This is a genomic window from Roseomonas sp. WA12 (genome assembly GCF_054165765.1).
Genome location: NZ_CM135108.1, coordinates 3,961,796 through 3,981,875, shown reverse-complemented (window position 1 = coordinate 3,981,875; position 20,080 = coordinate 3,961,796). Strand labels below are relative to the sequence as shown.

The window sequence follows — 20,080 nt, the reverse complement described above, 5'->3', positions numbered from 1 at the left end:
TTATTGGCGCGCCGGTGTTGCTGGCGTGCCAACGCTAAACCCCAAAAATAGAAGGGGGTCCGGGGGGATACCTCCCTCCGGCCTTGCCGACGGGATCAGGCCAATGGACCGCGAGAACGCCGACGAAGCCGCCGACAAGGCCCCGGTCTCCGACCCCGTCCTCGACGAGGTGAACACCGACCGCCACCTGATCCTGGTGGATGGGTCCGGCTATATTTTCCGCGCCTTCCACGCGCTGCCGCCGATGACCAATCCGGCGGGGGTGCCCGTGAATGCCGTGTTCGGCTTCACGCAGATGCTGGCGAACTTCCTGAGCAAGCATGCGGGCAGCCACATGGCAGTGGTGTTCGATGCGTCTAAGAGCACCTTCCGCAACGAGATCTACCCCGAATACAAGGCGCAGCGCCCGGAGGCGCCGCCGGAGCTGGGGCCGCAATTCGCGCTCATCCGCGACGCGACGGACGCCTTCTGCGTCGCGCGGGTGGAGCTGGACGGCTATGAGGCGGATGACCTGATCGCGACCTATGCGACGGCCTTCGCCAAGGAGGGCGGGCAGGTGACCATCGTGTCCTCGGACAAGGACATGATGCAGCTGGTGGATGACCGCATCCGCATGCTGGACCCGCTCAAGCAGAAGCCGATCCACGCCGCCGAGGTGATGGAGAAGTTCGGCGTGCTGCCGGAGAAGGTGGTGGAAGTGCAGGCGCTGGCCGGTGATTCCACCGACAACGTGCCGGGCGTGCCGGGCATTGGCATCAAGACCGCGGCGCAGCTGATCGACCTGTATGGCGACGTGGAGACGCTGCTGTCGCGGCTGCACGAGATCAAGCAGCCCAAGCGCCGGCAGGCGCTGGAAGAGAATGCGGAGAAGGCGCGCATCTCCCGCCGCCTGGTGGAGCTGGACCGCAACACGCCGCTGCCCTGCCCGATGGAGGAGCTGGCGATGCGCTCGCCGGAGACGGGCCGGCTTTCCGCCTTCCTCAAGCTGCACGGCTTCCGCAGCGTGCAGCACCGGCTGGGGCTGGATGCGACGGGAGAGGTGCCGAAATCCCGCCCCGCCGGGCCCGCCCCGACGCCGGTTGCGCTGTCCCTGCCCGAGGAGGGCGCGGCTTACGGGCCGTACCAGACCATCACCACCATCGACGCGCTGCACGAGTTCGTCGTGGCCGCGCGCGAGGCGGGGGTGATGGCGCTGGATACCGAGACGAGCAGCCTGGATGCGCTGAACGCCTCGCTGGTCGGTGTCTGTATGGCGGTGGCGCCGGGGCGCGCGGCCTATCTGCCACTGCGGCACGAGGGGACCGACATGCTCACCCCCGCGCCGGAGCAGCTGCCCTTCGACTCCGCGATCGAGGTGCTGCGGCCGCTCTTCTCCGACCCCTCCGTGCTGAAGGTGCTGCACAACGCCAAGTACGATCTTGAGGTGCTCGGGCGCGAGGTGAATGGCGGGTTCGAGGTGTCGCCGATCGACGACACGATGATGATCTCCTACTCCCTTGATGCCGGGCGGCACGGGCACGGGATGGACGAGCTCTCGCGCCGACATCTCAACCACCAGCCCATAACCTATGACGAAATCACCGGCACTGGCCGCGGGCGCAAGCCCTTCGCGCAGATCCCGCTCGGCGACGCCACGCGCTACGCGGCCGAGGATGCGGATGTGACGCTGCGGCTGTGGCAGGCGCTGCGGCCGAAGCTGCGGGAGGAGAAGGCGCTGGCCCTGTATGAGCAGGTGGAGCGCCGGATGATCACCGTGCTGCGCGACATGGAGGTCGCGGGCGTGAAGGTGGACGGCCCCGCGCTGAAGCAGACGGGCGCCGAGTTCACCGAGCGCATGGCGGCGCTGGAGAAGGAGATCCACGAGATCGCCGGGCGCCCCTTCGCTGTGGGCTCGCCCAAGCAGCTCGGCGACATCCTGTTCGGCGAGATGGGGCTTCAGGGCGGCAAGAAGGGCAAATCCGGCGCTTACTCTACCGACGCGGCGACGTTGGAGGAGCTGGCGGCGAGCACGGGCCATCCGCTGCCGCGCAAGGTGCTGGACTGGCGGCAGCTGTCGAAGCTGAACTCGACCTATGTCGAGGGGCTGCAGGCGCAGCTTGCCGCAGATGGGCGCGTGCACACCGACTTCTCGATGGCGATCACGAGCACCGGCCGCCTCTCCTCCACCGAGCCGAACCTGCAGAACATCCCCATCCGCACCGAGGAGGGCGTGCGCATCCGCCGCGCCTTCGTGGCGGAGCCCGGACATCTGCTGATGGCCGCCGACTACTCGCAGATCGAGCTTCGGCTGTTGGCGCATGTGGCGGGCGTGCCGTCTCTGCTGGAGGCCTTTTCCACGGGCCAGGACATCCACGCGCGCACGGCGTCCGACATCTATCGCATCCCGCTGGATCAGGTGGACCGCGAGGCGCGCAGGCGCGCGAAGACGATCAACTTCGGCATCATCTACGGCATGTCCGCCTTCGGTCTGGCGGGGCGGCTGGGCATCGGTGCCGCCGAGGCGCGCGGTATCATCGACGCGTATTTCGCGCAGTACCCGGGCATCCGCGACGCGATGGAACGCTTCAAGGAAGACGCACGCACCAACGGCTACGTGACCACGCCCTTCGGCCGCAAGCTGTGGATCCCCGAGATCGCATCCCGCAACCAGGGCCTGCGCGGCAATGCCGAGCGCGCGGCCATCAACGCGCCTTTCCAGGGCGGCGCGGCCGAGGTGATCAAGCGCGCGATGGTGCGCGTGCCAGCCGCGCTGCGCGATGCCGGGCTTTCGGCGCGGATGCTGCTGCAGGTGCATGACGAACTGCTGTTCGAGGTGCCGGAGGGCGAGGTGGCCGCGACGGAGCCGGTGGTGCGCGCGGTGATGGAGAATGTCGCGACGCTGCGCGTGCCGTTGGCGGTGGAGATCGGGACGGGGCATTCCTGGGCTGAGGCGCACTAGCCGCCTCTAGGAGGGAGAAGGAATTCTCCCTCCCGGGCCCTCCCTCATCTTTTTCTTATTGGCTGCCGCGGAATGCGGATCAGGGGTTTCGCCGAGGGTCGATGACCCTCGGCGCCCGACATCGCGGCGCGCGCTGCCAATGGTTTTTAAGCCTGCGGCGCCGCCCTTCTTGCATCGTATCCGCGGTAGCCTTTTCGCGGGGTCCGGGGAGCCCGTTGGCTCCCCGGTGCGGGCGAAAGCGAGCTTTCGCCTTGGGGGTCAGGGAGGAGGCAACGCCTCACCCCTGGGGGCCCTTCTCGCAGCGGATGAGGAACACCGACCTTCCCGCAATCTCCCCCACCTCCACCGCGCCCAGCTCCGCGCCGCCATTCCCCGCCAGGCGCGGCGTGATGCCGGCCGCGCGTAGGAAGGCCACGGCGCGGTCCGCGCGCACGGCGAAGTTCACGTTCTGCGGGGGCACGCGGCCCGAGCCGCGCAGCACGGCGGTGTTGATGCCCACCAGCCGTCCCTGCATGTCCAGCAGCGGGCCGCCGGAGTTGCCAGGTTGCAGGGGCGCGCTGATCTGAATCTGGTTCTGGTCGTCGCGGATGCCCGCGAGGCCGCTCACCTCGCCGCGCGTCAGCTTCGGGTCGGAGGAGAGGACGGCGTTGAGTGGGAAGCCGTAGGTGACCACGCTCTCGCCGCGCCGGGGCAGCTCCTCGCGGAAGGACAGGGCAGGGGCGGAGAGGCTGGGGACCGAGAGGACAGCGAGATCGAGGTCGCGGTTGGTCTGCACGGGCGGCACGGCCTCGTAGCGGTAGCCGCTGGGGGCGCGCAGGGTGATGCGGGTGCAGCCGTCAACCACGTGCTGGTTCGTCATCACCCGGTTGGGTGCGACGAGGAAGCCGGTGCCGGAGGAGCCGCGTGGCGCGGCGCCCTGTTCCGGTGCGGCGGCCCCGACTGCCGAGGCCTCGACGATGACGGCGGGTGCGGCGCAGACATCATGGCCCTGCATCACCGCCTCCCGCCCGTCGGCCAGGCGCATGCGGATGTCGAGGCGGCAGGGCTGGTCGGCGCGGCGGCGAAAGCCCTTTTCCGCGCCGTTCGCCACGGGCTCGCGCAGGCGGTTGCGGCCGCGGGTGGAGCCTGGTTCGGCGGCGACCAGCGCCACCACCTCCTGCCCGGTGCGGTTCACCACGCGCCAGGCGCTGCCGCGTTCGGCGGCCAGGGCGGGGGTGATAAGGAGAAGGAGCAGGACGGGAAGGGCACGGCGCATCACGCGAGTGTGAGGCCCACCTAACGGGCTGAAAAGAGGGTTTTAGGGGGCAAGTTGGTTCCGGAGGCAGACGTAATAGGAAAAAAGGCGCTTCGTGCGAATCCAATGTTCTGTTTATGTTCCTGCAGATGCGAACCGGCTTAGCGCATCCTCCCCGTTCTTCAGCCCAGGCCCTGTCCGATCTGCGGGACCGTGTCTCCCAGTTGGGGGCCGAGGTTGCCCGCGCTGCCGGTCACCAGCCCTTCGGCCATCCGGAGCTGGATGCGGCCCTGCCCGGTGGCGGCTTGGCGCTCGGGGCGCTGCACGAGGTGGCCGACACCGGGCCGGATGTCGAGCACGGGGCGGCGGCGGCCCTGTTCGCCGCGGGGTGCCTCGCCCGCCGGCCGGGCGTCGTGCTGTGGGTGCTGGAACGGGCCGACCTGTTCGCCCCTGGCCTGGCCGCGGCCGGCCTGCCCCCGGCCCGCGTGCTTTATGCCGAGGCGGGGCGGGCCGCGACCGTCCTTCTCGTCATGGAGGAGGGGCTGCGGGAACCCGGCCTGGCGGGGGTGGTGGGGGAGGTTTCCGGCCGGCTGACCCTGACCGCCTCCCGCCGCCTGCAACTCGCGGCCGAGCGGAGCGGCGTGACCGCCTTCGTCCTCCGCCGCAGCCGCCGGCCGGACGACCCCGCCCTTCTCGAACCCTGCGCTGCCGTCACCCGATGGCGCGTCGCCGCCCTGCCCAGCGGGCCACCCCTGCCCGAGGCGCCGGATGTGCCGGGCCTGTCCCGCGCGCGATGGCGGCTGGAGCTGGTGCGGTGCCGGGGTGGCGAGGCGGGCGGTTGGATGGTGGAGGCGTGCGATGCGCAGGGTCGTCTCGGTGTGGTTTCCGATGCTGCCGACCGACAGGCTGCGCCGGTCCCCTGGCGCGCCACCGGCTGACGTGCCGCTCGTCACCCGTGCCCATGATGGCGGGCGGCAGGTGATCGCGGCCGCGGATCGCGCGGCGCTGGCCCTTGGCTTGCGGCCGGGCCTGCCGCTGGCCGAGGCGCGGGCGCGGCTGCCCGGCCTTGTGGTGCAGGATGCGGATCCGGTGGGGGATGCGGGCGCGCTGCGGGGCCTGGCGGGCTGGGCGCTGTGCTACGGGCCGCTTGCGGCGCCGGCGCCGCCGGACGGGCTGCTGCTGGATGTGACGGGGTCCGCCCATCTGCGCGGCGGCGAGGCGGCGCTGCTGGAGGATCTGCTGACGCGGTTGGGACGGCGGGGGCTGGAGGCGCGGGCAGCGGTGGCGGGGACGATCGGGGCCGCCCATGCGCTGGCGCGCTTCGGCCCCACCGGGCGCGACATCGCGGCGCCGGGGGGGGAGGAGGCGCGCCTGGCCGGCCTGCCCCATGCCGCGCTGCGACTGCCGGAGGAGGTGCGGCACGGGCTGCGGGTGCTGGGGATCGAGACGGTAGGGCAGTTGGCGGCGATGCCACGCGCGCCGCTGGCGCGGCGCTTCGGGTCTGCCCTGCTCGACCGGCTGGACGCCGCGCTGGGCCGGCGCGCGGAGCCGCTGGAGCCCTGGGTGCCGCCCGGGGTGCCCCAGCACCGGCTGGCCTTCGCGGAGCCACTGCTGACGGCGACTGCCCTCGAGATCGCCATTCACCGGCTGCTCGGCCCCGTCTGCGCCACGATGGAGGCGGCCGGCACGGGCGCGCGGGCGGTGGACCTGCATTTCGAGCGGGTGGATGGCGGTGCGCAGGTGGTGCGGATCGGCACGGCGCGGCCCTCGCGCGATGCCGCGCATCTCGGGCGGATGCTGCGGGACCGGCTGGAGCGCGTGGATCCGGGCTTCGGGATCGAGGCGATGCGGCTGGTGGTCGGCATCGCCGAGCCGCTCGCCTGGTCGCAATCCGCCGCCATGCCGGGAGAGGCCGGGGAGGCGGATGTCTCGGCACTGGTAGACCGGCTGGGCAACTGGCTGGGCAGCGACAAGGTGTTCCGGGCGATGCCGGTGGAATCCCGGGTGCCGGAACGGTCCCAGCGTCGGGCTGCCCCTCTCTGGGACGACAGGCGGGCCAGCTGGCCTGCGGCCCTGCCACGCCCGGTGCGGCTGATGACCCCGCCCCAGCCCGTGGAGACCATCTCCGCCCTGCCGGACCGGCCACCCGCCGCCTTCACCTGGCGCCGGCAGCGCCGCCGCGTGCGCCGCGCCGATGGGCCGGAGCGCATCACCGGCGAGTGGTGGCTGCGGGATGCCGAGACGCGGGCCGTACGCGACTACTGGCAGGTGGAGGACGAGGAGGGCCGACGCTACTGGCTGTTCCGCCGCGGCGACGGCGAGGATCCGGCGACCGGCGATCTCGGCTGGTTCCTCCATGGGCTGTTCTGAAACCCTGCGGCGCGGGCTGCGACGCGCGATGCCGATGCGGCGCTGAAGCCCGTGGCCCTGCTTTATGCCGAGCTGCAGGTCACGACGAACTACTCCTTCCTGCGCGGCGCGAGCCATCCGCAGGAGCTGTTCGCCGCCGCCGCCGTGCTGGGCCTGCCCGCGCTCGGCATCACCGACCGCAACAGCGTCGCGGGCATCGTGCGGAGCTGGGATGCGGCCAAAACCACGGGCGTGCGGCTCGTCGCGGGGTGCCGGGTGGATCTGGATTGCGGCACGGCGCTGCTGCTGTATCCAACCGATCGCCCGGCTTGGTCGCGCCTCACCCGGTTGCTGACGCTGGGCAAGGGGCGCGCGGGGCATGGCGGCTTCGATCTGGGTTGGGCGGACCTGGCCGCTGAGGCGAAAGGATTGCTCGCCGCTCTCCTGCCTGAAGAAGAGGAGGAGATCGCGCCCCGGCTGGCGCGGCTGCGGGAGGTGTTCCGCGACCGCGCCTATGCCGTGCTGACGCCGCGGCGCTTGCCGGGGGATGCCGCGCGGCTGGAACGGATCGCGGCGCTTGCGCGCGCGGCGCGCGTGGCGGCGCTGGGAACGGGCGACGTGCTGTATCACGCGCCGGGGCGGCGCATCCTGCAGGATGTGATGTCCTGCGTGCGCGAGGGCTGCACGATCGACACGGCGGGATTCCGGCTGCAGGGCGAGGCCGACCGGCATCTGCGCCCGCCCGGGGAGATGGCGCGCCTTCTCGCGCGGCATCCGGAGGCGGTGGCGCGCACGGGCGAGATTCTGGAGCGCTGCCGCTTCGATCTCGGCGAACTGCAGTACCAGTATCCGGATGAGACCGAGATGCCCGGCGAGACCGCGCAGGAGACGCTGGAGCGGCTGACCTGGGCGGGGGCGGCACTGCGCTATCCTGTTGGCGTGCCGGATGACGTCGCGAAGCAGCTGCGGCACGAGCTGACGCTGATCGCGCAGCTGGATTACGCGCCCTACTTCCTCACCGTGAACGCCATCGTCCGCTACGCCCGCTCGCAGGGCATCATCTGCCAAGGGCGGGGCTCCGCGGCCAATTCGGCGGTCTGCTACGTGCTGGGCATCACCAGCATCGACCCGACGCAGTCAGGGCTGCTGTTCGAGCGCTTTATCTCGGCCGAGCGCCGCGAGCCGCCCGATATCGACGTGGATTTCGAGGCCGAGCGGCGCGAGGACGTCATCCAGTGGGTCTATGCCCATTACGGCCGTGACCGCGCCGCGCTCTGCTGCACCGTGATGCGCTACCGGCCCCGCGGGGCGGTGCGCGACGTGGGCAAGGTTCTCGGCCTGTCGGAGGATGTGACCGGCGCCATCGCCGCACAGGTCTGGGGCGGGGAGGAGGAGGGGCTGGCCGAGGAGCGCACGCGCGAGCTGAACCTCGACCCCGGCGACCGAAGGCTGCGCATGACGCTGGATCTGGCGCGCGAGCTGATCGGCTTCCCGCGCCAGCTCGGCACGCATCCCGGCGGTTTCGTCCTCACGCGGGACCGGCTGGACGACCTTGTGCCGATCGCGCCCGCCGCGATGGAGAACCGCTCCGTCGTCGAGTGGGACAAGGACGATATCGACCTGCTGCGGATGATGAAGGTCGATGTGCTCGGGCTCGGGATGCTCGGTTGCCTCAGGCGTGGCTTCGACTTGCTCGAGGCGCATCGAAGCCTGCCGATGACCCTGGCGGATGTGCCGCAGGAGGATGACGCCACCTATGCCATGATCCAGCGCGCCGACACGCTCGGCACCTTTCAGATCGAGAGCCGGGCGCAGATGGCGATGCTGCCGCGGCTGAAGCCGAAGACGCTCTACGACCTCGTCATCGAGGTGGCGCTGGTGCGGCCCGGCCCGATCCAGGGCGACATGGTGCATCCCTATCTGCGTCGGCGCGAGGGGCTGGAGGAGGTCAGCCATCCGACGGCCGAGCTGAAGCGCGTGCTGGGCAAGACGCTCGGCGTTCCGCTGTTCCAGGAACAGGCGATGCAGGTCGCCATCGTCTGCGCCGGCTTCACGCCGGGCGAGGCCGACCAGCTCCGGCGCTCCATGGCGACCTTCAAGGTCACGGGTGGCGTCGGCATCTTCCGGGACAAGCTCATCGGCGGCATGGTCGCGCGCGGCTACGAGCGCGATTTCGCCGAGCGCACCTTCCGCCAGATCGAGGGCTTCGGCAGCTACGGCTTCCCGGAGAGCCATGCGGCCTCCTTCGCGCTCATCGCCTATGCCTCCGCCTGGCTGAAATGCCATCACCCCGATGTCTTCTGCGCGGCGCTGCTGAACAGCCAGCCTATGGGTTTCTACGCGCCCGCGCAGGTGGTGCGCGACGCGCGCGAGCACGGGGTGGAGGTGCGGCCGGTCTGCGTGAACCGCAGCGACTGGGACTGCACGCTGGAGACAACGAAGGAGCAGTACCTGGCCGTGCGGCTGGGGCTGCGAATGGCGCGCGGGCTGGACGGCAAGCATGGCGAGGCGGTCGTGAAGGCACGGGGGAACCTGCTCTACCGCTCGCCTGAAGACCTTCAGCGCCGGACGGGATTGCCCGCCCTCTCGCTCCGCCATCTGGCCGAGGCGGACGCCTTTCTCGGCCTGGGTTTGGGGCGGCGCGAGGCGCTCTGGGCCGTGCGGGGTCTGGGCGACGCCCCGCTGCCGCTCTTCGCCGCGGCCGATGCGGCGGAGCACGCCCCTGCGCCGGAGGCGGACGAACCCGCGGTTTCGCTGGCGGCGATGCCGGAGGGGCGGAAGGTCGTCGAGGATTACCGCGCGGTCGGGCTCAGCCTCCGCCAGCACCCCGTCGCCTTCCTGCGCGGGGAGCTCTCCCGCGCGGGAATGCTGCCCTGCGGCGCGTTGGCGAATACTCCTGCCGGGCGGGTGAGCGTGGCGGGGCTCATCCTCGTCCGCCAGAAGCCCGGCAGCGCCAAGGGAGTGATGTTCCTCACCATCGAGGACGAGACCGGGGTCGCCAACCTCATCCTCTGGCCGAAGCTGTTCGAGGCGCAGCGGCGCGTGGTGCTCTCGGCGGGCATGATTGCCTGTCGCGGCCGCGTGCAGACGCAGAACGGGGTCACCCATCTCGTCGCCGAGCACCTGACGGACCTCACCCCCCTCCTCAACAGCGTGGGTCAGCGGGATGAAGACTTCCCACTCTCCCATGGCCGCGGCGACGAGGCGCGGCGCGGGAGCGGGCCGGACCGGCGGGGGGAGGCGTTCGTCGCGCGCGACGTGGCGGAGGGGGCGGCACAGCCCCGTCGCGGCCTTCGGGTGGCGACGCGGGATTTCCGGTGAGCGATCTGCTGCGCTTGCGGCCCCAGGTGAGGCTTTGCCTCCCCTGAAACCCCTCCACCAGGAAACTGAGTTTCCTGGACCTTCCGTCTATTTTTGGTCGTGCGCCTGAGGTCGATGACCTCAGGCGACTGGCATGTCAGAACCGCTGCTCAAGAACATGGCCTGCAGTGCTGCCCTCGGGTTATGGCGCGCCCCGAAAAACTGAACGCGGGGTCCGGGGAGCCCGGTGGTTCCCCGGCGAGGGGTCCAGGGGAGCGGCGCTCCCCTGGGGCCACGAGCGCTACTTCTCGCAGCGGATGAACACCGTCGCCCGCTCCGCGATCTCCCCCACATCCGCTGCCGAGCGATCCGTCCCGTTGCTGCGGGCGGCGGCCGGCGTCACCCCGGCCGCGCGCAGGAAGGCGGCCGCGCGCTCGCCGTGGATGGCGAAGTTGATGTTCTGGGCGATGTCGCCCGTGCGGCCGGCCACCGCCTGGGCGTTCAGCTTGGAGACGATAACGCCGACCACGTTGCCCTGCATGTCGAGCAGCGGCCCGCCGGAGTTGCCGGGCTGGACGGGGGCGCTGATCTGCATCTGGTCGGGGTTGTCGCGCAGGCCGCGCAGGCTGTTCACCTCGCCGCGGGTCAGCTTGGCGTCCGAGGAGAGGAGGCCGGTGAGGGGATAGCCATAGGCAATCACGCTCTCGCCGCGGCGGAGCGCCGGGTCCTGGCGGAAGGCGAGGACGGGGCCGTTGAGGCCGGGCACGGTGAGTACCGCGAGATCCAGCCGCGCATCGGTGCGGGCGGGCGGGGTGGCGGCGTGGTTGCGGCCGTCCGAACCGCGCACGAGGACGCGGTCGCAGCCATCCACCACGTGGCGGTTGGTCAGCACGCGCTCACCGGCAACGAGGAAGCCGGTGCCGGTGGCGGCGCGCACGCCGGGGCGGGGCAGGGCCTGGGGGGCGGTGGGAGATTCGGGCGTGGGGCGCGGGGTGGCGCCGGCGGGGGCGATGGCGTCGGCGCCCATCTCCACCTGGCGGTCCGCGCAGATGTCCTGGTTGCGCGTCACGGCCTCGCGCCCGTCGGCCAGCACCAGGCGGATGTCGAAGCGGCAGCCGGCCTGGGGATTGGGGCGCAGGCGATAGCCGGCATCATCCGCCAGGGGGCGGGGGAGGAGATTGTTGCCCCAGTCTGGCCGCCCGCTGCGGACGGCGTGCAAAGCCCTGGCCTCCTGGCCCGTGCGGTTGAGGACGCGGAAGCCCTCCTCCGCCGCGGTCGCGGTGGGTGGCGTGGGGGCCTGCGCCAGCGCCGAGGCGCCCAGGAATGGGGTTCCCAGGAGCGAGGCCCCCAGGAGCGGGGCAAGAAGGGTGGAGGCGAGGAGGAGGGAGCGCATGCCCGGTGGATGTGTGGAACAAGGCGAGTGCAGTCAATGAGGCGGGGTCTCGGACCGGCAGGACGCGCAGGAGCGGCTTGCCAGGTCGGAACGGGCGAGATACGACAACAAACAATTGAATCTATTACACAATTACTGCACAGGTCGTAAGATGAACAGCTGTTCACCCGTTGTCATTCCAGAGGGCACGCCGATGCCCCATCCAATCGGCCGCGCCGCATGAGCACCGGACCGCGCCGTTGGCCGCTCCTCTGGGCCGCCCTTCTCCTCGCCCTGGCGGCACCTGCTGCCGCGCAGCAGGGCGCCAGCCCCGGCGGGGGCGACACGGACAGCCCGGCCCTGTTTCCCGAGACCGCCGCGCGGCTGCGGGCGCTGGAGCAGCAAGGATGGCTGGTCCATGGTCAGGCGACCTTCGTGCTGCAGGGCCATCCGCGCTTCCGCTCGCCCTACCAGGGCGAGGGCAGCATGAAGCCGGAGGCCTCGGCGGCGAACACCTTGTCGACGGACCTCATCCTCGGCCGGCGGCTGTGGCGCGGGGCGGAGGCGGTGGTGGACCTCTCCGTCACCCGCGGCTTCGGGCTGTCCAACTCCACGGGCATCGCGGCCTATCCGAACAACGAGGCCTTCCGCCTGGGCTCGACGGAACCGACCTTCTTTGTGCCGCGCGCCTTCTTCCGCCAGACCATCGGCCTTTCCGCCGACACGGTGGAGGCCGAGGACGACCCGCTGCGCTTCAACGAGCCGCTGGCCCGGGAGCGGCTGACTATCACCGTCGGCAAGATGTCGGTCTGGGACATCTTCGACCGCAACAGCTACTCCCATGACGCGCGCACGCAATTCCTCAACTGGGCGCTCGTGGGCTCGGGCGCCGTAGACTACGCGGCGGACGCGCGCGGCTGGACGATCGGCGCCGCGGTGGAGTGGGAGGACGGGACCTGGGGCCTGCGCGCCGGCGCCTTCCAGGTCTCCCGCCGCGTGAACGGCCTGTTCCTCGACCCCGCGCCCACCCGCGCCTATCAGTTGCTGGGCGAGGTGGACCGCTACACCCGCATCGGCGGCCGGCCCGGCGCCGTGCGCGTCATCCTCGGCCTGTCGCGCACGCGGCAGTCCAGCTGGGGCGAGCTGCTGGACGTCGACAACCCCGTGAGCTTCGAGCTGAACCCCCGCGGCTACCGGACCAAGCAGATGGCGGCGCTGAACCTGGAGCAGGAGATCATCGACGATCTCGGCGCCTTCGCCCGCCTGTCCTGGAACGACGGGCGCACGCAGAACTGGATGTTCACCGAGATGGACCGCGCCGTCTCCGGCGGCCTCTCGCTGAAGGGCACGCGCTGGGGGCGGGCGGAGGACACGGTGGGGCTAGCCGGCAATGTCGGCTGGGCCTCCACCGGCCGCCGCCGCTATCTCGAGGCAGGAGGGATCGGCTTCATCACCGGCGACGGACGGCTGCGCGGCGGGCCCGAATACGTGGCCGAGGCCTTTTACGACGCGGCGGTGGCCCCGGGCGTGAACCTGGCCTTCGACGTCCAGCACGCGGTGAACCCGGCCTACAACCGGGACCGGGGGCCGGTGACGCTGTTCGCTCTGCGGGCTCGGGTGGCGTTCTGAGTGGCCCCGCAGGGGCTCTGCCCCTGCACCCCGCCAGGAAACTGAGTTTCCTGGACCTTCCATCTGTTGGACGTGGTGCGCCTGAGGTCCAAGACCTCAGGCGACGGCCATGGGCGGTTTAGCGGCCTGCGGCGCTGCCCTTGATCGCTGGGCACCCCGAAAAACTCGACGCGGGGTCCGGGGAGCCCGGTGGCTCCCCGGCGCGGGCGAAAGCACGCTTTCGCCCTAGGGTCTGGGGAAGCAGAGCTTCCCCAGGGGCCGCCCTAGCGCCCCGTCCAGACCGGCTTCCTGCGCTCCAGGAACGCCGCGACGCCTTCCTTGAAGTCCGCGCTGGTGAAGGTCAGCGCCACCATGTCGTCGGCATTCGCGCCCTGGATGGCGTGCTCGCGCAGGCGCTTCAGCGTGGTTTTCGCGGCCTGCAGCGTGAGGGGCGCGTGGCCGGCGATGGTGCGGGCGAGGGCTTCTGCGCGGGCGAGGAGGGCGGCCTGGTCGGGCAGCACCTCGGTGACGAGGCCGAGGGCCTTCGCCTCCTCGGCTTCCACCAGGCGGGCGGTGAAGATGAGCTCCAGCAGCCGGCCGGGGCCGAGCAGGGCCGAGAAGCGGGCGTAGTTGCCCAACGAGAGCGTGTTGCCCAGGGTGCGGGCGATCGGCACACCGAAGCGCATGGAGGCGGAGGCGATGCGGATGTCGCACACGCCCGCGACCCCCGCGCCGCCGCCGGTGCAGGCACCGTTGATGGCGGCGATGGTGGGCTTGGGGCAGTCCTCGATGGCGGAAAGGACGTGGCCGATCCGCTCCTCGTAGTCCAGCGCGTGCTGGGCGGTGGTGAAGGTGGTGAACTGCTTGATGTCGGTGCCGGCGGCGAAGGCCTTCTCGCCGCCGCCGGTGATGATCCAGGCCTTGATGGCGGGGTCCTGCCCGATCTCGGCGGCCTTGGCGGCCAGGCCTTCATACATGCCGAATGTGAAGGCGTTCATCGCCTGGGGGCGGTTGAGGGTGGTCAGCAGGATGCCGCCCTCCTTCACCTCATGGATCAGCTCGTCTTCGGCCATGCTGGCGCGTCCTCTCCGTCGTGTTGGGACGGAGCCTGCCCGCCTGCGGCGCCCGGGGGAAGGGTGGCCGCGTTGCCGCCCCGTGCCGGGACCGGCATGGTCGGGCCCATGGCGGCTTCCTCCCTTTCCTCCCTGGATTCCGGCGCGCTGATCGACGCGGTGGCCGCGCGCTATGCCGGCGCGTCGCGCTTCACGCGCAGCTATGTCGGCTCAAAGCTGCGGCGGGACCCGGCCACGGCCGCGATCCTGGCGCTGGCGGCGCGGGCCGGCGGGCTGGGGGAGGTGGCAGATCTCGGCTGCGGGCGAGGGCAGCTGGCGCTGGCACTGCTGCTCTCCGGCGCGGCCTCTCGCGTCATCGGGCTGGATTACGAGGCGGGGAAGGTGGCCGAGGCGCGCGCGGCGGCGGAGGGGATGCCGGCGGAGTTCGCGCGGGCGGACCTGACCACGGCGGCGGTGCCGGCCTGCGACACCGCAATGCTGGTGGATGTGCTGTACCAGTTGCCGGAGGCGTCCCAGGTGCCTCTGCTGGACCGGATGGCCGGTGCGGCGCGGCGCCGCGTGGTGCTGCGGCTGTTCGACCCCGACCGGGGCTGGCGCAGCACCTTCGGGATGGCGATGGAGCGCGCTGGCCGGGCCATTCGGCGCGATGGGGCGGCGGTGCGGCCCATGCCGGTGCCCGCGGTGGCGGCGCGGCTGGAGGCAGGGGGGTTCCGCTGTGCGGTGTCGCCCTGCTGGGTGGGGACGCCGCTGCCGAATGTGCTGCTGGTGGCGGAACGCGAGGGGTAGGGGCGGTGGCCCCAGGAGGGAGAAGGAATTCTCACTCCTGGACCTCCCTCATCTTCTTCTGGAGGGCTGCCGCGGAATGTTCGGCTGGCGGTTCGCCGAGGCTCCATGAGCCTCGGCGTGGGACATGGCAGCTCGCGCCGTAGAGAAAACGAACCCCCCCTTGATCAGGGTATCCGCGGCAGCCTGATCGCAGGGGTCCGGGGACCCCGCGGGGTCCCCGGTTCGGGACAAACGCTGCGCGTTTGCCCTGGGGTGCAGGGGGCTTAGCCCCCTGCGGGCCACGCGGTGCTACCCGTGATGGGCCTCTGCCGTCCGCGGCGCTGCCACATCCGGCGCCACGATCGGCCGCCGGGCGATGGCCCGGGCGACGACGTAGAACACCGGCGTGAAGAGCAGGCCGAAGAGCGTCACGCCGAGCATGCCCGCGAAGACCGCGGTGCCGAGGCTCTGACGGATTTCCGCGCCGGCGCCGGTCGCGATGGCCAGGGGCAGCACGCCGAGGATGAAGGCGAGCGAGGTCATCAGGATCGGGCGCAGGCGGGTGCGGGCGGCGGCCTCGGCCGCCTCCCAGCGGGTCATGCCATCCGCTTCGGCGGCGCGGGCGAACTCCACGATCAGGATGGCGTTCTTCGCGGCCAGGCCGACGAGCACGACGAGCCCGACCTGCACGAGCACGTTGTTGTCGAGCCCGCGCCACACCACGCCCTGAAGTGCGGCCAGCACCGACATCGGCGCGATCAGCACCACCGCGATGGGCAGCAGCCAGGATTCGTAGAGCGCGGCCAGCAGCAGCACGACGAAGACGACGGCGAGGCCGAAGGCGACCGGAGCGGTGTTGCCCTGGGTGGTTTCCTGCAGCGCCAGCTCCGTCCACTCGTAGGAGAAGCCCTCCGGAAGTTCGGCGAGGATCTCCTGCATGGCGGCAATGGCCTGGCCGGTGGAGACGCCGGGTGCGGGCGTACCCTGGACCTCGGCGGCCGGGAACAGGTTGTAGCGCGGCACGCGGTAGGGGCCGCTGTCATCCTGGAAGCTGGCCAGGGCACCGACGGGCACCATCTCGCCCTCCGTGTTGCGGGTGCGGAGGAGTGCGACGTCGCGCGGGGTCTGGCGCTGGGATTCCTCAGCCTGGGCGGTGACGCGGTAGGTGCGGCCGAGGATGTTGAAGTCGTTCACGAAGGCGGAGCCGAGATAGACCGAGAGCGTCTCGGACACGCGGGCAAGCGGCACGCCGAGCATCTCCGCCTTGGTGCGATCTACCTCCACCCGCAGGCGGGGCGTGGAGGTGTTGAACAGGGAGAAGGCGAAGCCGATCTGGGGCGTCCGCTGCGTGGCGACGAGCACCTGGCCGGTCACGCGCTCCAGCTCCCGCGGGCCACGGCCGGCGCGGTCCTGGATGTAAAGCTTGAAGCCGCCGCCGGTGCCGATGCCCGGAACGGAAGGCGGCGGGATGACCAGGGCCATCGCCTCCCGGTCCTCGCCCAGGCGCGCCTGCAGCTGGCCGATAATGGAGGCGTAGGACACGCCCTCCTCTGCGCGCTTCGCGAAATCGCTGAGGCCGACGAAGATCACGCCGCTATTGGGGGCGTTGGTGAAGGTGGCACCGTCGAAGCCCGCGAAGGCGATGGCGTGCTCTACGCCGGGGACCGTCAGCACGGTTTCGGAGGCGCGGCGGATCACCGCATCGGTGCGTGCGAGCGACGCGCCGGGCGGCAGCTGGAAGGCGGCGATGAGGTAGCCGCGGTCGAGCGGGGGGATGAGGCCCGTCGGCGTGGAGAGGACGGTTTTGCCGGTGAAGGCGAGCAGCCCGCCGAAGAGCAGCAGCAGGATGAGCGAGAGCCGCACCAGCCGCCGCGTGAGCGCGCCGTAGCCGATGGAGAGGCGGTCGAACACCGCATTGAAGCCGCGGAAGAACAGCCGGGCCGGCGCCGTCAGCGCACCGCGCAGGCCGCGCGGGGGCTCATGCGAATGAGGGCGCAGGAGAAGGGCGGCGAGGGCGGGCGAGAGGGTGAGGGAGACGACGGCCGAGATCAGCGTCGCCACAGCGATGGTGACGGCGAACTGGCTGTAGAAGGCGCCGGCAATGCCGGAGATGAAGGTCGTGGGGATGAACACCGCGCAGAGCACGAGCGCGATGGCGATGAGCGCCATGCCCACCTCGTCCATGGTGCGCTTGGCGGCCTCGCGCGGGTCCATGCCCTCGGCCAGATGGCGCTCGACATTCTCGACCACGACGATGGCGTCATCGACCACGATGCCGATGGCCAGGATCAGCCCGAACATCGACAGGGTGTTGAGGGTGAGACCAAGGGCTGCCATCGCGGCGAAGGTGCCGATGATCGAGACGGGGATGGCGAGCAGCGGGATGATCGCCGCGCGCCAGGACTGCAGGAACAGGATCACCACGATGACGACGAGCAGCACGGCCTCGGCGAAGGTGTGGATCACCGCCTCCATCGACTGCTGGATGAAGAGCGTGGTGTCGTAGACGATGCTGTAGGACAGGCCGGTGGGGAAGGACTTCTGCAGCTCGGTCATGGTGGAGCGCACATCAGCGGCGAGCTGCAGCGCGTTCGAGCCCGGGCGCTGGAAGATCACCATGGCGGTGGCGACGCGGTTATCGAGATAGGCGTTCAGCGTGTAGTCCTGGCTGCCGAGTTCCACCCGGGCAATGTCGCGCACGCGCACCGGGGCGCCACCCTGGCCGGTGGCGACGACGACATCGGCGAATTCCTCCGGCGTGGTGAGGCGGCCGAGGGCCTGGACGTTCAGCTCGAAGGCGCCGCCGCCGACGCCCGACGGGGGCTGGTTCAGCCCGCCGGCCGCCACCTGCAGGTTGGCGCGGCGGAGCGCATCGACCACTTCGCCGGCGGTCAGGTTGCGGGCGGCGACCTTGGCGGGGTCGAGCCAGATGCGCATGGCGTAGTCGCGCGCGCCGAAGACCTGGGCGTCGCCGATGCCCTCCAGCCGCGCCAGCCGGTCGCGCACGTTCAAGGTGGCGTAGTTGGAGACGTATTGCTGGTCCCGCGAGCCGTCGGGCGAGGTCATATGCACGACCATCAGCAGGTCGGGGGAGGCCTTGCGGACGACGACGCCGAGGCGGCGCACCTCTTCGGGCAGGCGCGGCTCCGCGATGGCGACGCGGTTCTGCACGAGCACCTGGGCGTCATCGACGTTGGTGCCCTGGCGGAACACCACGTTGATGGTGATGCGGCCGTCGCCGGTGGACTGGGAGCCGACATAGAGCATGCCGTCGACGCCGTTGATCTCCTGCTCGATCGGCGTCGCCACCGTCTCGGCCACCACCTGGGCGGAGGCGCCGGGATAGTTGGCCGTGATGGTCACGGTGGGGGGCGCGATGTCCGGGTACTCGCCGATCGGCAGGCGCAGCCCGGCGATGGCGCCGATGAGGGTGATGGCGATCGAGATGACGGCCGCGAAGACCGGCCGCTCGATGAAGAAGCGGGAGAGGCGCATGGGAGGAGCTTTCTTCAGCGCGCGTCGGAGAGCTGGGTGCCCGAGATCTGGGCAATGGGAGCGGGGCCGATGCGGCTCATTTCGGCCGTGACGCGGGTGCCCGGGCGGGCGCGGTGCAGGCCGGCGATCACCACGCGGTCCTCGGGCGCGAGGCCGCTGCGGATCACGCGCAACCCGTCCACCACGGGGCCGAGCTGGACGGGCTTGGGCACCACCGTGCCGTCCTCGGACACGGTCAGCACCATGCGGCTGGCCTGGTCGGCAGCCACCGCCGCATCCGGCACCAGCAGCGTGTCGGCCTCGCCGGTCCAGAGGCGGATCCGGGCGAAGACGCCGGGGGTGAGGAACAGCTCCGGGTTGGGCAGGACGGCGCGGGCGCGGACGGTGCCGGTGCGGGGATCCAGCGCGACGTCGAGGAAGTCCATGCGGCCCTGGCGGTCCCAGCCCTCCTCATCGGCGAGGCGGAGGCGGATGGGGTGGCCCTCCTCGCGGTCCGAGCCGCGGGTGCCGGCACTGGCGAGGCGGGCAAGGCGGAGGTAGTCGGCCTCACTGGTGTCGAAGGTGGCGTAGATGGGATCGAGGCGGAGGATGGTGGTCAGCACCGTGCTGCCCTGCTGCACCAGGTTGCCCGCATCGACGCGGCGATCGGAGACGCGGCCGCCGATGGGGGCGCGCAGCTCGGTCCATTCCAGCTCGAGTTCCGCGTTGCGCAGCGCCGCGCGGGCGGAGAGGAGTTGCGCCGCCGCTTCGCGCTGCGCGCCGCGCCGGGTGTCGAGCTGAGCCTGTGGGACGATGCGGGAGGCGATCAGGGGCAGGGTGCGGTCCACCTCCTGTTGGGTGAGGTCGAGCCGGGCTTGGGCGCGGGCCACCTCGGCGCGGGCGATGTCCACCGCCACCTCGAAGGGCCGGCGGTCGAGGGTGAAAAGCAGGTCGCCGGGGCGGACCACCTGGCCATCGCGGAAATGGACGCGGTCGACCTGGCCGGAGACGCGGGCGCGGAGCTCCACGCGGGCGGAGGGTTCCAGCCGGGCGGTGTGCTCGTCCCACTGGGTGACGCTGCGGCGAAGCGGCTGGGCGACCGTGACGGCGGGCGGCGGGCCGCCCTGCTGGGCCAGGGCAGGGGCGAGGGGGGCGGGGGCAGCCTGCAGGGCGGTGGCGAGCGCCAGGGCTGCAACCACCTTGGTGAAACGGGCCTTGCGGGAGGGGGTGGGCATCGCCTATCTCCGGGGTCAGATGATACCGACCGGTTCGTAACGTGCCCTATTGATACGAACCGGTCAGTCGCATTGCAAGAGGGCGGTAATGCAGTGCGAAACATGAGAGGAGCAGAAGCGGTGAGCGAGGCTGATCCCGGGGTGACGCAAGGGGTGCCGCAGGACCGGCGCACGGCTGCCCAGCGGGTGCGCGATGCGGCAAAGGAGCTGTTCTATCGCCAGGGCATTCATGCCACTGGCGTCGAGGAGGTCTGCCGCGCCGCCGGTGCGACGAAGATGAGCCTGTACCGCGCCTATCCTTCGAAGGACGCACTGGTGGAGGCGATCCTCAGGGACTCACGCTCCACCATGGATCAGGGCTTCGCCTGCTGCTGGGATGATTCGGTCGAGACGCGGGAGCGGCCGATGGCCTTCGTCCGCGGTGCGGCCGCGCTGTTGCGCACGCCGGAGTTCCGGGGCTGCCCACTGGGGCTGGCAGTGGTGGAGTTCCCCGATCCGGCCCATCCCGTGCGGCAGCTGGCCGATGCGGCGAAGCAGGAGAACCGCGACCTGCTGCGCCGGCTTTGTGCCGAGGCGGGGGCGGCGGCGCCGGATGCGCTGGGCGACGCGCTGCACCTGCTGATCGAGGGCGCCTATGCCGTCGCGCCCTCGCTCGGGAACGAGGTGGCCGCGCAGTCGCTGGAAGCCTCGGCCACGGCGATGCTGGCAGCGGGGCTGCCGGCGAAGGGCTGA

The 20,080-nt window shown here is 71.2% G+C and carries 12 protein-coding genes; 7 read left to right on the top strand and 5 right to left on the bottom strand.

The genetic code is table 11. The annotated features are described in order from the left end of the window. Positions 1 to 169 precede the first annotated feature (169 nt). The gene (gene polA / locus ACVBD7_RS18835; protein WP_458097724.1) at positions 170 to 2,938 is read left to right on the top strand and encodes a DNA polymerase I; all 2,769 of its coding nucleotides are present in this window, start codon (positions 170 to 172) and stop codon (positions 2,936 to 2,938) included. Between the two features lie 277 nt (positions 2,939 to 3,215). On the opposite strand, the gene ACVBD7_RS18830 is transcribed toward polA, so the two are convergent. Beyond that, the gene (locus ACVBD7_RS18830) at positions 3,216 to 4,193 is read right to left on the bottom strand and encodes a S1C family serine protease (RefSeq protein WP_458094776.1); all 978 of its coding nucleotides are present in this window, start codon (positions 4,191 to 4,193) and stop codon (positions 3,216 to 3,218) included. A gap of 128 nt (positions 4,194 to 4,321) precedes the next feature. Here ACVBD7_RS18830 and ACVBD7_RS18825 point away from each other — a divergent pair, with 128 nt between their 5' ends. Genes ACVBD7_RS18825 through ACVBD7_RS18815 form a run of 3 tightly spaced genes read left to right on the top strand, consistent with a single transcriptional unit; the run spans position 4,322 to position 9,842 of the window. Then, the gene (locus ACVBD7_RS18825; protein ID WP_458094775.1) at positions 4,322 to 5,110 is read left to right on the top strand and encodes an ImuA family protein; all 789 of its coding nucleotides are present in this window, start codon (positions 4,322 to 4,324) and stop codon (positions 5,108 to 5,110) included. Next, positions 5,031 to 6,542: a Y-family DNA polymerase gene (locus ACVBD7_RS18820; RefSeq protein WP_458094774.1), complete on the top strand. Its 1,512-nt coding sequence runs from the start codon at positions 5,031 to 5,033 to the stop codon at positions 6,540 to 6,542. The genes ACVBD7_RS18825 and ACVBD7_RS18820 overlap by 80 nt, the downstream gene beginning before the upstream one ends. Before the next feature lie 42 nt (positions 6,543 to 6,584). After that, entirely contained in the window at positions 6,585 to 9,842 is a 3,258-nt protein-coding gene (locus ACVBD7_RS18815; protein ID WP_458097723.1) for an error-prone DNA polymerase, read from the top strand. Positions 9,843 to 10,122: 280 nt separating this feature from the next. On the opposite strand, the gene ACVBD7_RS18810 is transcribed toward ACVBD7_RS18815, so the two are convergent. Then, positions 10,123 to 11,214, bottom strand: a complete 1,092-nt coding sequence (locus tag ACVBD7_RS18810) for a S1C family serine protease (protein WP_458094773.1) — start codon at positions 11,212 to 11,214, stop codon at positions 10,123 to 10,125. Between the two features lie 219 nt (positions 11,215 to 11,433). Here ACVBD7_RS18810 and ACVBD7_RS18805 point away from each other — a divergent pair, with 219 nt between their 5' ends. Further along, a complete protein-coding gene (locus ACVBD7_RS18805) occupies positions 11,434 to 12,822 on the top strand; it encodes a carbohydrate porin (protein ID WP_458094772.1) in 1,389 nt (462 codons plus the stop codon). 263 nt (positions 12,823 to 13,085) lie between these two features. On the opposite strand, the gene ACVBD7_RS18800 is transcribed toward ACVBD7_RS18805, so the two are convergent. Next, on the bottom strand, positions 13,086 to 13,874 hold the full coding sequence (locus ACVBD7_RS18800) for an enoyl-CoA hydratase (RefSeq protein ID WP_458094771.1): 789 nt from the start codon (positions 13,872 to 13,874) through the stop codon (positions 13,086 to 13,088). 108 nt (positions 13,875 to 13,982) lie between these two features. Between ACVBD7_RS18800 and ACVBD7_RS18795 the strand changes: the two genes are divergently transcribed. Beyond that, positions 13,983 to 14,660: a class I SAM-dependent methyltransferase gene (locus ACVBD7_RS18795; protein ID WP_458094770.1), complete on the top strand. Its 678-nt coding sequence runs from the start codon at positions 13,983 to 13,985 to the stop codon at positions 14,658 to 14,660. A gap of 288 nt (positions 14,661 to 14,948) precedes the next feature. Here the strand turns inward: ACVBD7_RS18795 and ACVBD7_RS18790 are convergent, their stop codons facing one another. After that, on the bottom strand, positions 14,949 to 18,134 hold the full coding sequence (locus ACVBD7_RS18790; protein ID WP_458094769.1) for an efflux RND transporter permease subunit: 3,186 nt from the start codon (positions 18,132 to 18,134) through the stop codon (positions 14,949 to 14,951). A gap of 14 nt (positions 18,135 to 18,148) precedes the next feature. Then, the gene (locus ACVBD7_RS18785; RefSeq protein WP_458094768.1) at positions 18,149 to 19,348 is read right to left on the bottom strand and encodes an efflux RND transporter periplasmic adaptor subunit; all 1,200 of its coding nucleotides are present in this window, start codon (positions 19,346 to 19,348) and stop codon (positions 18,149 to 18,151) included. A gap of 120 nt (positions 19,349 to 19,468) precedes the next feature. Here ACVBD7_RS18785 and ACVBD7_RS18780 point away from each other — a divergent pair, with 120 nt between their 5' ends. Next, on the top strand, positions 19,469 to 20,080 hold the full coding sequence (locus tag ACVBD7_RS18780) for a TetR/AcrR family transcriptional regulator (RefSeq protein ID WP_458094767.1): 612 nt from the start codon (positions 19,469 to 19,471) through the stop codon (positions 20,078 to 20,080).